The 12,808-nt window shown below is 58.5% G+C and carries 9 protein-coding genes; 4 read left to right on the top strand and 5 right to left on the bottom strand.

The window, feature by feature from the left end:
* Window positions 1-46: 46 nt before the first annotated feature.
* Window positions 47-250: a helix-turn-helix domain-containing transcriptional regulator gene (locus tag CLU80_RS15705; RefSeq protein ID WP_093430087.1), complete on the bottom strand. Its 204-nt coding sequence runs from the start codon at window positions 248-250 to the stop codon at window positions 47-49.
* 295 nt (window positions 251-545) lie between these two features.
* Between CLU80_RS15705 and CLU80_RS15700 the strand changes: the two genes are divergently transcribed.
* Complete coding sequence (locus CLU80_RS15700; RefSeq protein WP_093430086.1) at window positions 546-983, top strand: excinuclease; 438 nt, start codon at window positions 546-548, stop codon at window positions 981-983.
* A 104-nt stretch (window positions 984-1,087) separates the two neighbouring features.
* On the opposite strand, the gene CLU80_RS15695 is transcribed toward CLU80_RS15700, so the two are convergent.
* Window positions 1,088-1,990 (bottom strand): LysR family transcriptional regulator, encoded by a 903-nt coding sequence (locus CLU80_RS15695; protein ID WP_099757784.1) that lies wholly within the window; start codon window positions 1,988-1,990, stop codon window positions 1,088-1,090.
* Between the two features lie 118 nt (window positions 1,991-2,108).
* Between CLU80_RS15695 and CLU80_RS15690 the strand changes: the two genes are divergently transcribed.
* The 3 genes from CLU80_RS15690 to CLU80_RS15680 all read left to right on the top strand — a co-directional run bounded on the left by CLU80_RS15690 (window position 2,109) and on the right by CLU80_RS15680 (window position 5,374).
* Window positions 2,109-3,386: an MFS transporter gene (locus tag CLU80_RS15690; RefSeq protein ID WP_099757783.1), complete on the top strand. Its 1,278-nt coding sequence runs from the start codon at window positions 2,109-2,111 to the stop codon at window positions 3,384-3,386.
* A 78-nt stretch (window positions 3,387-3,464) separates the two neighbouring features.
* Complete coding sequence (locus tag CLU80_RS15685; protein WP_099757782.1) at window positions 3,465-4,733, top strand: AAA family ATPase; 1,269 nt, start codon at window positions 3,465-3,467, stop codon at window positions 4,731-4,733.
* The gene (locus CLU80_RS15680; RefSeq protein WP_099757781.1) at window positions 4,730-5,374 is read left to right on the top strand and encodes a retron system putative HNH endonuclease; all 645 of its coding nucleotides are present in this window, start codon (window positions 4,730-4,732) and stop codon (window positions 5,372-5,374) included. Before CLU80_RS15685 ends, CLU80_RS15680 begins: the two co-directional genes overlap by 4 nt.
* 57 nt (window positions 5,375-5,431) lie before the next feature.
* On the opposite strand, the gene hemE is transcribed toward CLU80_RS15680, so the two are convergent.
* From hemE to gltB, 3 genes are all read right to left on the bottom strand, one after another.
* Complete coding sequence (hemE, locus tag CLU80_RS15675; protein WP_099757780.1) at window positions 5,432-6,499, bottom strand: uroporphyrinogen decarboxylase; 1,068 nt, start codon at window positions 6,497-6,499, stop codon at window positions 5,432-5,434.
* A gap of 252 nt (window positions 6,500-6,751) precedes the next feature.
* Entirely contained in the window at window positions 6,752-8,170 is a 1,419-nt protein-coding gene (locus CLU80_RS15670; RefSeq protein WP_007909438.1) for a glutamate synthase small subunit GltD family protein, read from the bottom strand.
* Window positions 8,171-8,203: 33 nt separating this feature from the next.
* Window positions 8,204-12,649 (bottom strand): glutamate synthase large subunit, encoded by a 4,446-nt coding sequence (gltB, locus tag CLU80_RS15665; protein ID WP_093430083.1) that lies wholly within the window; start codon window positions 12,647-12,649, stop codon window positions 8,204-8,206.
* Window positions 12,650-12,808 lie beyond the last annotated feature (159 nt).

The raw sequence follows: 12,808 nt of genomic DNA, 5'->3' as shown, positions 1-12,808 counted from the left end.
CGCCGATTACCTGTCTGGCTCTGCGATAGCTGGTCACCCAGAATCCTCAGAGTCTCACAAGCCCCTTGCGGGAACATTTTGGGGCGTTGCCCAACATCCTGAGGCGGGCACGGGCAATCGTCCCATGCACTTTGGCGATGAACCGAAGATCTCCCCCTGCTTCATCCAGGCAAATCTCAAGATAGGTCACCAAGTCCTCTTCAGTTTTCAAATAATCGATTGAGTCCCAGTTCGTGAATTTTTCGATCATGTTTTTTCTTGATGATTTCTGGCGTTAAGAAAATTAACGTCCTTAGGTTATTCACACAAGGCACTCACTTCTGAAGTTTTCGTAGGGAATGCACTGACCTTGTGTAGTCCAGATCGCAATCACCTCAAATCCGCGATCAAGCGAAGATAAATTTTCTCGCCACAAGGGCACCATTCGGCGCCCTGCTCATTTCAGCTCTACACTCGTCCGGACAGGCCGTCGCACCGCGCCTGATGGAACGGCGAGCCTATCAGCCCTGCACTCGCGGTTCTCTTTCACCGTCAAGGAGATGACCATGCAAGTGAAAGCCCTGATCGCCGCTGCGCTTCTCGCGCTACTGCCCAGCGCCAGCCAAGCCACCAACCTGATGTACATGCCCTTCGAAACCGTGCTGTCGGACGCGATTCGCGCCGGACGGCTGGATGGCAGTGTGAAGTTCTATTTGCTCGGCAATGGGCCGCAGGGCACTCAGCAGTTACTGCGCCGGGGGGTGGTCAGTGATTTGAAGACCAATGGGTTCAACAAGAGCGACCACAACTCCTGCGAGTGGGTGTTGCAGTCGAATCTGATCAAGCTGCAGGCCGATGCCAAGCGGGTCGGGGCGAATGCAGTGGTCAATATCGTCAGTTACTACGACCAGCATGTGCGCAAGGACTTGAATACCTACGAGTGCCGGGCGGGGATATTTGTCACGCGGGTGGCGTTGAAGGGGGATTTGGTGCGGTTGCCATGAACATTGTGTTGATTGAGCGGACGTCTTCGCGAGCAGGCTCGCTCCCACCTTGGAATGCGTTCCCCTGTGGGAGTGAGCCTGCTCGCGATTTGATTGCGCAGCAATCACGCCTTTGAAGGTTCGACCTTGCGCGTGAGCAAATCTACGAAAGCCTTGGCCATTGGTGACTTCTGATCCTTGCGCTGCACCAGCCACACCGCAGACACCGCTTCCGGATCGAGCAACGGTCGGTAGACCACGCCGTCGATGCGCATCCGCTGATAGGACGCCGGCAGCACCGAAACCCCCAACCCCGCTGCGACCAGACCGATGATGGTCATCGCTTCCCCCGCCTCTTGGGCGAAGTGCGGGCTGAACCCGGCATCGCGCGCCAGGCTCAGCAATTGCGCATACAGCCCGCTGCCGTAACTGCGCGGAAAGAACACGAACGGCTCCAGCGCCAGCGCCGAGAGGAACAGTCCTTCTTCACTGCCTTGCGCCAACGGATGCTTGGAGCCGAGCACGGCGACCAGCGGCTCACGCATCAACTCGACCACGCTGAGCGAATCCGGCAACCCCAGCGGGCGCATGATGCCGACCTCGATCGACTCGTCCACCAGGCCCTCGGCAACCTGCGTGCTACTCATCTCGCGAAGGTTGAGGTGCACCGCCGGAAAACGCTGGCGAAAGGCAAAGATCGCCTGGGGAATGGTTGAGTTGAACGGCGCTGAAGAGGTGAAACCAATCTTCAATTCCCCCAATTCCCCGAGTTGCGCACGTCGCGCAACGTCAGCTGCCTTATCGACCTGCGCCAGCACCAGCCGCGCCTCCTCCAGAAACAATCGCCCCGCCTCGCTCAGCTCGACCCGACGATTGGTGCGTTCGAACAGCCGCGCGCCAACCTCTTGCTCCAGCGCCTGAATCTGCTGGCTCAGTGGTGGCTGAGAAATCCCCAGCACTTGTGCGGCACGGCCAAAATGCAGCTCTTCGGCAACGGCGATGAAGTAGCGCAGATGACGCAATTCCATGGAAACCTCATTAGGTCGTTAAAGCTATCAAACAGGTCGAACAATATATTGGATAGAAACATTAGCCAGCTATATGATTTTTTCATTGCCTGCCTGGCCGTGCCCTCCGAGGTCTGAAGTGAAAACTGCTGTCGCGCCCCTTGCCCATGAAGTCCCGCCCGCCGCTGCGGACGATGTCGTCGCCGAGCTGCAAGAGATCTACATCGAAAAAGGCACGCCGATGTTCATGCGCACGGTGCTGGCGCTGTTCAGCGGCGGTTTTGCGACGTTTGCCCTGCTGTATTGCGTGCAGCCAATGATGCCGCTGTTGTCCCAAGAATACGGAATCAACGCCGCGCAGAGCAGCCTGATCCTCTCGGTGGCCACCGGCATGCTCGCCATCGGCCTGCTGATCACCGGGCCGATTTCCGATCGGGTCGGGCGCAAACCGGTGATGGTGACTGCGCTGTTCGCAGCAGCGCTGTGCACCATGGCCAGCGCGATGATGCCGAGCTGGGAAGGCGTGCTGATCATGCGTGCGCTGATCGGGCTATCACTGAGCGGGCTGGCGGCGGTGGCAATGACTTATCTGAGCGAAGAGATTCATCCACAGCACATCGGCCTGGCGATGGGGTTGTACATCGGCGGCAACGCGATTGGCGGGATGAGCGGGCGCTTGATCACCGGAGTACTGATCGACTTTGTCAGCTGGCACACGGCGATGCTGGTGATCGGCGGTCTGGCGATGATTGCCGCAGCGGTGTTCTGGAAGATCCTTCCGGAGTCGCGCAACTTCCGTTCGCGCTCACTGCACCCACGCAGTTTGCTCGACGGTTTCACCATGCACTTTCGTGATGCCGGTCTGCCGCTGCTGTTTCTTGAGGCGTTCGTGCTGATGGGCGCGTTCGTCACGCTGTTCAACTACATCGGCTATCGCTTGCTGGCCGCACCGTACAACCTCGATCAGGTGTTCGTGGGCTTGCTGTCGGTGGTGTATCTGTCGGGGATCTACAGCTCGGCGAAGATTGGCTCGCTGGCAGACAAACTGGGGCGACGCAAAGTGCTGTGGGCGACGATTGCTCTGATGTTTGCGGGTCTAGCGTTGACGATGTTTACGCCGTTGTTGCTGGTGATCATCGGCATGCTGATTTTCACCTTTGGCTTCTTTGGCGCGCATTCGGTGGCTAGTAGCTGGATCGGTCGACGCGCGACGAAGGCAAAGGGGCAGGCCTCGTCGTTGTACCTGTTCAGCTATTACGCAGGATCGAGCATTGCAGGCACGGCGGGCGGGGTGTTCTGGCATCTCGGCGGCTGGAATGGCATAGGCCTGTTTATTGGTGCGCTGTTGCTGATTGCGCTGCTGGTGGCGTTGAAGCTGGCGAAGTTGCCGCCGCTCCCGGGTGCCGCAAAGGTTTAGCGACAACTGCGCCCTAGCGGTAATCACGGGCCAAGGTACACTGACGGCATTCGTCTGCTTTGGTAAAGGGAAGCCAGAATGCGCCTGGACCGTCTCCACATTAAGAATTTTCGTTGCTACGAAGATGCTACGTTCGACTTTCAGCCTGGGTTCAATCTGGTTGTGGGGGTTAATGGGAGCGGGAAGACTTCTTTGCTGCAGGCAATAGCAGCATCCTTTCATGAGTTCGGCGTCGCAATGACCTTGGGCAATCTGAAGGTAAATGACGAAAACGTCCGGTTTGTTATTGATCGATTTGAAGGTCGCTCCCGCTTTGAGCGGAAATTCCCACACTTGATAGAGGCCAAAGGAAAACTGCTTGGTGCCTCTGAATGGAAGATCATCAGACACACGTTCGAGTCCCCTCACCTAACGGATACCAATGTTGCTGATGAGATTTTTGAGCTGACGAGCAAACTGAACCGACAGGAGCAGACCGATTTACCGGTACTTGCTTTCTACCGATCGAATCGTCGCTGGAAGGGCGCGGGGGTTTCCGCCGAGTCTGCTGCGCAACAAAAGGTCTCCCGTTATGACGGGTACTCGAACTGGCAGGACGCGGTCACGGATCTAAAAGACTTCGAAACCTGGTTAATTGGACGAACGTTGGATCGGATGCAAAACCTATTGGAGTCAGGAGCCGTTCCTACTGATACCGATGAGTTAGCGTGGGTGAATGCCGCGATTCAGGTCGCATTGCCTGAAGCCAGAGATTTGCGTTACGACCTAAGATTACAAAGTCTGCTAATCGACCTCCATGGAGGAAAAACTGTTCCATTCAATGAACTCAGCGACGGACAACGAAGCATGGTCGCGTTGTTTGCGGACATCGCCCGACGCATGTGCATTCTTAACCCACACATGGGTATGCAGGTTCTAACCAGAACTTCAGGTGTGATAATCATCGATGAGTTGGATATACACCTTCATCCCGCTTGGCAGCGAAGCATTGCACTGGCTTTGAAGCAGGCGTTCCCCAACGTCCAGTTCATTGCAGCCAGCCACTCGCCCCAGATCATTGGCAGCCTCAGGCCCGAGGAGGTAATGGTACTGAACAATGGTGACCCATCTCATCCGCGGGTAACCTACGGCTTGGACTCGAGCAGTGTGCTAGAAGAAGTTATGGGAGTTGCTCAGCGAGAACCAGAGATCCAACAAGAACTGTCAGATCTTTTTTCCGCGCTGGCAGATAACGATTTGGAAAAGGCCAAATCGCAACTTGCTGCGCTGAAGAAAAAAGCCCCTGACCTTCCAGAGTTCGCAGGAGCTGAAGCCTTGATCAGGCGCAAGGAGATTCTCGGCAAATGAAGCGAGTGCTCAAAGGAACTGAACCTGCTTCATTTACGGACTGGAAAAACACGGCGAACGATGACTGGGCTCCGACGTATCCAACCCTGCAGAACCCGCAAAAGAGAGATCTGCACGCAGTCCTGTTACAGGAGCAAGGTTTTCTTTGTTGCTACTGCGGTAGAGAGATAGAAGCGGCCACCAGCCACATCGAACACTTCAGGCCTCAGGAAGACTTCGAAGATTTGGCGCTGGACTATCAAAATCTCTTCGCTTCCTGCCTGCGCGAAACCAAGCCCGGCAATCCGCTGCATTGTGGACATCGCAAAGGAAACTGGTTCGAAGAGACGTTACATATTTCCCCGCTGAGTGATCAATGCGAATTGCGCTTCAGATACCTTCAGAATGGCGAAATACAACCAGCAGATTCTGCTGACCTGCCCGCAGCCAAGATGATTGAAATACTGGCACTCGACATTGCCTATCTCACCAATCGGCGTCGAGACACCATCCGTAGGCTGTTCGATGATGAGTTCATTACTAGTGCCAGCAATGAAGACCTTGCCCGTCTCGTCGGTGTGATTCGAGCTGCCAGAGTTTCAGATCAAAAGCCCTTCGACCACATCATCGCGCGCTTCGCCGAACAACTTCTCGGTCACTAAAGTCATCGCACACAAAAACGCCCGGCATTTAGCCGGGCGTTTTTTAGGGTGTGGCGATCACTCGTGATACTGCGCCGACAGCTCATGCACCGCCCGCAGAAACGCACCGGCATGTTCCGGATCAACCTCAGGCGTGATGCCGTGACCCAGGTTGAACACATGGCCACTGCCCTTGCCATAGCTGGCCAGAATGCGTCCGACTTCAGTGCGGATCGCTTCCGGTTTGGCGTAGAGCACGGTTGGGTCCATGTTGCCTTGCAGTGCAACCTTGTCGCCAACGCGGGCGCGGGCGTTGCCGATGTCGCAGGTCCAGTCCAGGCCCAGTGCGTCGGCACCAGCCTCGGCGATGCTTTCCAGCCACAGGCCGCCGTTTTTGGTGAAGAGGATCACCGGCACCTTGCGACCGTCGTGTTCGCGGATCAGGCCGCTGACGATTTTCTTCATGTAGGCCAGCGAGAACTCCTGATACGCCGCCGCCGACAGGTTGCCGCCCCAGGTGTCGAAAATCTGCACCGCTTGCGCGCCAGCCATGATCTGGCCGTTGAGGTACGAGGTCACCGACTGCGCCAGTTTATCCAGCAGCAGGTGCATGGCTTGTGGGTTGTCGTAGAGCATGGCTTTGGTCTTGCGGAAGTCTTTTGACGAGCCGCCTTCGACCATATAGGTCGCCAGGGTCCACGGGCTGCCGGAGAAACCGATCAGCGGCACGCGACCGTTGAGTTCGCGACGAATGGTGCTGACCGCGTCCATCACATAGCCGAGGTCTTTGTGCGGATCTGGGATCGGCAGGGCCTCGATGTCAGCCAGGCTGCTGACGACTTTTTTGAAGCGCGGGCCTTCACCGGTCTCGAAGTACAGGCCTTGGCCCATGGCATCAGGGATGGTGAGGATGTCGGAAAACAGGATCGCCGCGTCCAGTTGTGGATAACGGTCGAGCGGTTGCATCGTGACTTCGCAGGCGAATTCCGGATTCATGCACAGGCTCATGAAATCACCGGCCTGGGCGCGGCTGGCGCGGTACTCAGGCAGGTAGCGACCGGCCTGACGCATCATCCACACCGGGGTGACGTCTACGGGTTGCTTGAGCAGGGCGCGGAGGAAACGGTCGTTCTTCAGGGCAGTCATGTCGGCATCCGGAAAAAAAGTGCGGGCATTTTCTCAGAGCGCGACGCAAAAGGCACGGATGCAGGTCAGCCTTTTGTCTATCGGGTCAATTTATTGCGCTGGAAACGCGTTATCAGCAACACCGAGAAACAACTGTGGGAGCGAGCCTGCTCGCGAAAGGGCCGGCACATCCAACATTACAGTTGGCTGACAGACCGCTTTCGCGAGCAAGCTCGCTCCCACAGGGGTGTTGCTTTGGCTCAGGAGCCGGGATCAGACGCCCAGGTAATCGAGGATCCCTTCGGCGGCGTTGCGGCCTTCGAAGATCGCCGTCACCACCAGGTCGGAACCGCGCACCATGTCGCCACCGGCAAAGATTTTCGGGTTGCTGGTCTGGTGCTTGTACTGACCTTGCTCAGGCGCAACAACGCGGCCCTGGCTGTCGGTCTGGATTTCGAACTGTTCGAACCACGGCGCCGGGCTCGGGCGGAAACCGAAGGCGATGACCACGGCATCAGCCGGGATGATCTCTTCGGAACCCGGGATCGGCTCAGGGCTGCGACGGCCACGGGCGTCCGGTTCGCCGAGACGGGTCTCGACCACTTTCACGCCTTCGACCTTGTCCTCACCGACGATAGCGATCGGCTGGCGGTTGTAGAGGAATTTCACGCCTTCTTCCTTGGCGTTCTTCACCTCTTTGCGCGAGCCGGGCATGTTCGCTTCGTCACGACGATAGGCACAGGTCACCGACTTGGCACCCTGACGGATCGACGTGCGGTTGCAGTCCATCGCCGTGTCGCCGCCGCCGAGTACCACAACCTTCTTGCCTTTCATGTCGACGAAATCTTCCGGCGACTTTTCAAAGCCCAGGTTGCGATTGACGTTAGCGATCAGGAAGTCCAGCGCGTCATAAACGCCCGGCAGATCCTCACCGGCAAAACCGCCCTTCATGTAGGTGTAGGTGCCCATGCCCATGAACACCGCATCGTATTCGGCGAGCAGTTGTTCCATGGTCACGTCTTTGCCGACTTCGGTATTCAGACGGAACTCGATGCCCATGCCGGTGAAGACTTCGCGACGATTGCTCAGCACGGTCTTTTCCAGCTTGAACTCGGGGATGCCGAAGGTCAGCAGACCGCCGATTTCCGGGTTCTTGTCGAACACCACCGGGGTCACGCCGCCGCGTACCAGCACGTCGGCACAACCCAGACCCGCCGGGCCCGCGCCGATGATGGCGACACGTTTGCCGGTCGGTTTGACCTTGGACATGTCCGGGCGCCAGCCCATGGCGAACGCGGTGTCGGTGATGTACTTCTCGACCGAACCGATGGTCACCGCGCCGAAACCGTCGTTAAGGGTGCAGGCACCCTCGCACAGACGATCCTGCGGACACACCCGGCCGCAGACTTCCGGCAGGGTGTTGGTCTGGTGCGACAGCTCGGCGGCCTGAAGAATGTTGCCTTCGGCCACCAGCTTCAGCCAGTTGGGAATGAAGTTGTGCACCGGGCACTTCCATTCGCAATACGGGTTGCCGCAACCCAGGCAGCGGTGGGCCTGATCGGCCGACTGCTGGGGTTTGAACGGTTCGTAGATTTCGACGAACTCTTTCTTGCGTTGACGCAACAGTTTCTTCTTCGGATCTTTGCGCCCGACATCGATGAACTGGAAGTCGTTATTCAGACGTTCAGCCATTGTTAAAACCTCATCAAACTCTTCAGGCGCATATCACTGCGGGTTGGCACGAGTGCTGGAAAGCAACGACTTCAGGTTGGCAGCCTTAGGCTTGACCAGCCAGAAACGGCGCAGGTAGTCATCGAGGTTTTCAGCGAGTTCACGACCCCACTCGCTGTCGGTTTCCGCGACGTACTCGTTCAGCACGTTTTGCAGGTGGCTGCGATAGGCTTCCATCGCCTCGCCGCTGATCCGCTGGATTTCCACCAGTTCGTGGTTGACCCGGTCAACGAAGGTGTTGTCCTGATCGAGCACGTAGGCGAAACCACCGGTCATGCCAGAGCCAAAGTTGTAACCGGTCTTGCCCAGAACGCAGACGAAACCACCGGTCATGTACTCACAGCAGTGATCGCCAGTGCCTTCCACAACCGTGTGGGCACCGGAGTTACGCACGGCGAAACGCTCGCCTGCGGTGCCGGCGGCGAACAGCTTGCCGCCCGTGGCGCCGTACAGGCAGGTGTTGCCGATGATGGCGCTTTCCTGAGTTTTGTAAACGCTGCCCTTCGGCGGCACGATGGTCAGCTTGCCACCGGTCATGCCTTTGCCGACGTAGTCGTTGGCGTCGCCTTCGAGGTACATGTTCAGACCGCCAGCGTTCCACACGCCGAAGCTCTGACCCGCCGTGCCCTTGAAGCGGAAGGTGATCGGCGCTTTCGCCATCCCTTGGTTGCCATGCTTGCGGGCGATTTCGCCGGAGATCCGCGCGCCGATCGAACGGTCGCAGTTGCAGATGTCCAGATCGAACTCGGCGCCGCTCATGTCGTTGATCGCCGACGAAGCCATCTCGACCATTTTCTCGGCCAGCAAACCTTGGTCGAACGGCGGGTTGCGCTCAACACCGCAGAACTGCGGTTTGTCTGCCGGGATGTGATCGCTGCCCAACAGCGGCGTCAGGTCCAGGTGGTTTTGCTTGGCGGTCTGGCCTTCGAGGACTTCCAGCAGATCGGTACGACCGATCAGCTCTTCGAGGGAGCGCACGCCGAGCTTGGCCAGCCACTCACGGGTTTCTTCGGCGACGTAGGTGAAGAAATTCACCACCATATCGACGGTACCGATGTAGTGATCCTTGCGCAGCTTCTCGTTCTGCGTCGCGACGCCGGTGGCGCAGTTGTTCAGGTGGCAGATACGCAGGTATTTGCAGCCCAGCGCGATCATCGGCGCAGTACCGAAGCCGAAGCTTTCGGCGCCGAGAATCGCTGCCTTGATCACGTCGAGGCCGGTTTTCAGGCCGCCGTCGGTCTGCACCCGGACCTTGCCGCGCAGGTCATTACCGCGCAGGGTCTGGTGGGTTTCAGCGAGGCCGAGTTCCCACGGTGCGCCGGCGTATTTGATCGAAGTCAGCGGCGAAGCACCGGTGCCACCGTCGTAGCCGGAGATGGTGATCAAGTCCGCATAGGCCTTGGCCACACCGGCGGCGATGGTGCCGACGCCTGCTTCGGCTACCAATTTGACCGAAACCAGTGCTTTCGGGTTGACCTGCTTCAGGTCAAAAATCAGCTGCGACAAGTCTTCGATCGAATAGATGTCGTGGTGCGGCGGCGGCGAAATCAAGGTCACGCCCGGCACTGCATAACGCAGTTTGGCGATCAGCCCGTTCACTTTACCGCCCGGCAGTTGCCCGCCCTCACCCGGCTTGGCGCCTTGCGCGACCTTGATCTGCAGCACTTCAGCGTTGACCAGGTATTCCGGGGTTACCCCGAAACGACCAGTCGCGACTTGCTTGATTTTCGAGCTCTTGATGGTGCCGTAACGCGCCGGATCTTCACCACCTTCGCCGGAGTTGGAACGCGCACCGAGGCGGTTCATGGCTTCGGCCAGGGCTTCGTGAGCTTCCGGCGACAAGGCGCCCAGCGAGATACCGGCGGAGTCGAAGCGCTTGAGCACCGATTCCAGTGGTTCGATTTCACTGATGTCCAGCGGCTTGTCGAGGGTCTTGACCTTGAACAGGTCGCGGATCATCGACACCGGACGGTTGTCCACCAGCGAGGTGTATTCCTTGAACTTGGCGTAGTCGCCCTGCTGCACGGCAGCTTGCAGGGTGTTGACCACGTCCGGGTTGTAGGCGTGGTATTCGCCACCGTGGACGAACTTCAGCAGACCGCCCTGCTGGATCGGCTTGCGCGGACTCCAGGCTTCGCTGGCGAGCGCTTTCTGTTCGGCTTCGATGTCGACGAAACGCGCACCCTTGATGCGGCTCGGCACGCCACGGAAGCTCAGGTCGCACACTTCTTCGGACAGGCCGATGGCTTCGAACAGCTGCGCACCACGGTACGAGGCGATGGTCGAGATGCCCATCTTCGACAGAATTTTCAGCAGACCTTTGGTGATGCCTTTGCGGTAGTTCTTGAACACCTCGTAGAGGTCGCCCAGCACTTCACCGGTACGGATCAGGTCGCCCAGCACTTCATAGGCCAGGAACGGATAGACCGCCGAGGCGCCGAAGCCGATCAGCACCGCAAAGTGATGCGGATCGCGCGCGGTTGCGGTTTCAACGAGGATGTTGGAATCGCAGCGCAGGCCTTTTTCGGTCAGGCGGTGGTGCACGGCACCGGTCGCCAGGGATGCGTGGATTGGCAGTTTGCCCGGGGCAATATGGCGGTCGCTCAGAACGATCTGGGTACGACCGGCGCGCACGGCTTCTTCAGCCTGATCGGCAACGTTGCGGATCGCCGCTTCGAGGCCAACGCTTTCGTCGTAGTTGAGGTCGATGATCTGCCGCTCGAAACCCGGGCGGTCGAGGTTCATCAGCGAGCGCCACTTGGCCGGCGAGATCACCGGCGAGCTGAGGATCACGCGCGAAGCGTGTTCCGGCGACTCCTGGAAAATGTTGCGCTCGGCACCGAGGCAGATTTCCAGCGACATCACGATCGCTTCACGCAGCGGATCGATCGGCGGGTTGGTGACCTGCGCGAACTGCTGGCGGAAATAGTCGTACGGCGTGCGCACACGCTGCGAGAGCACGGCCATCGGCGTGTCATCGCCCATCGAGCCAACGGCTTCGTAGCCTTGCTCGCCGAGCGGACGCAGGACCTGATCGCGCTCTTCGAACGTGACCTGATACATCTTCATGTATTGCTTGAGCTGATCAACGTCGTAAAACGCCGAACCGTGGTCGTTGTCTTCCATGGTCGCCTGGATGCGCAGGGCATTCTTGCGCAGCCATTGCTTGTACGGATGACGGGATTTCAGACGGTTGTCGATCGCATCGGTGTCGAGGATCTGCCCGGTTTCGGTGTCCACGGCGAAGATCTGACCTGGGCCGACACGGCCTTTGGCAATCACGTCTTCCGGTTTGTAGTCCCACACGCCGATTTCCGAGGCGAGGGTGATGAAACCGTTGGTGGTGGTGACCCAGCGTGCCGGACGCAGACCGTTACGGTCGAGCAGGCACACCGCGTAGCGACCGTCGGTCATGACCACGCCAGCCGGGCCGTCCCACGGCTCCATGTGCATCGAGTTGTACTCGTAGAACGCACGCAGATCCGGGTCCATGGTTTCAACGTTCTGCCACGCTGGCGGAATGATCATCCGCACACCACGGAACAGGTCGATGCCACCGGTGACCATCAGCTCGAGCATGTTGTCCATGCTCGAGGAGTCGGAACCGACACGGTTGACCAGCGGGCCGAGTTCTTCCAGATCCATCAGATCGTTGGTGAACTTGGTCCGACGGGCCTGTGCCCAGTTACGGTTACCGGTGATGGTGTTGATCTCGCCGTTGTGGGCGAGGAAGCGGAATGGCTGGGCCAGCGGCCATTTCGGCAGGGTGTTGGTGGAGAAGCGCTGGTGGAACACGCAGATCGCGGTTTGCAGGCGCTCGTCGCTCAGGTCTGGATAGAACGCGGCCAGATCGGCCGGCATCATCAGGCCTTTATAGATGATGGTCTTGTGCGAAAAGCTGCAGATGTAGTGGTCGGAGTCGACGGCGTTGGCCACCGACGAACGACGACGCGCACTGAACAGCTTCACGGCCATGTCCTGATCACTCAGGCCTTCGCCGCCGATGTACACCTGCTCGATTTGCGGCAGACGCTCAAGGGCCAGGCGGCCGAGGACGCTGGTGTCGATCGGCACTTTGCGCCAGCCGATCAGTTGCAGGCCTTCAGCGAGGATCTCGCGGTTCATGTTCTCGCGAGCGGCTTCGGCTTTGGCCGGATCCTGGTTGAAGAAGACCATGCCCACCGCGTATTGCTTGGGCAGCTCGACGCTGAAGGTTTCCTGGGCAATGGCGCGCAGGAACGCATCAGGTTTTTGAATCAGCAGACCGCAACCGTCACCGGTCTTGCCGTCGGCATTAATCCCACCGCGGTGGGTCATGCAGGTCAGGGCCTCGATGGCCGTTTGCAAAAGGGTATGACTGGGCTCGCCCTGCATATGGGCTATCAGGCCGAAACCGCAGTTATCCTTGAATTCATCTGGTTGGTACAGACCTGCTTTCATAGACACTTTCTCACCAGGCTGCCTCTTTTCGAGGCAAATTTCTTTTCAATTCAACCACTTGCATCCTGCGCCGAACGTACGCCGGCTTCGCGGGGGCAAAAGGGTGGTCATTGTACACAGCGACACAGAGGCTCACAAATTTGACGACGAAATGTCGCA

Origin of the sequence: Pseudomonas sp. 29, from assembly GCF_002754355.1 — a bacterium.
Classification (GTDB): domain Bacteria; phylum Pseudomonadota; class Gammaproteobacteria; order Pseudomonadales; family Pseudomonadaceae; genus Aquipseudomonas; species Aquipseudomonas neuropathica.
The sequence above is the reverse complement of the archived record's forward strand: the minus strand, read 5'-3'. Positions and strand labels throughout refer to the sequence as shown.

What these genes read in the sequence shown, in the direction of transcription:
- hemE (WP_099757780.1), bottom strand. Translation starts at nt 6,499, where the DNA reads ATGACTGCCCTGAAGAACGACCGTTTCCTCCGCGCCCTGCTCAAGCAA.
- gltB (WP_093430083.1), bottom strand. Translation starts at nt 12,649, where the DNA reads ATGAAAGCAGGTCTGTACCAACCAGATGAATTCAAGGATAACTGCGGT.
- CLU80_RS15670 (WP_007909438.1), bottom strand. Translation starts at nt 8,170, where the DNA reads ATGGCTGAACGTCTGAATAACGACTTCCAGTTCATCGATGTCGGGCGC.
- CLU80_RS15700 (WP_093430086.1), top strand. Translation starts at nt 546, where the DNA reads ATGCAAGTGAAAGCCCTGATCGCCGCTGCGCTTCTCGCGCTACTGCCC.
- CLU80_RS15705 (WP_093430087.1), bottom strand. Translation starts at nt 250, where the DNA reads ATGATCGAAAAATTCACGAACTGGGACTCAATCGATTATTTGAAAACT.
- CLU80_RS15680 (WP_099757781.1), top strand. Translation starts at nt 4,730, where the DNA reads ATGAAGCGAGTGCTCAAAGGAACTGAACCTGCTTCATTTACGGACTGG.
- CLU80_RS15695 (WP_099757784.1), bottom strand. Translation starts at nt 1,990, where the DNA reads ATGGAATTGCGTCATCTGCGCTACTTCATCGCCGTTGCCGAAGAGCTG.
- CLU80_RS15685 (WP_099757782.1), top strand. Translation starts at nt 3,465, where the DNA reads ATGCGCCTGGACCGTCTCCACATTAAGAATTTTCGTTGCTACGAAGAT.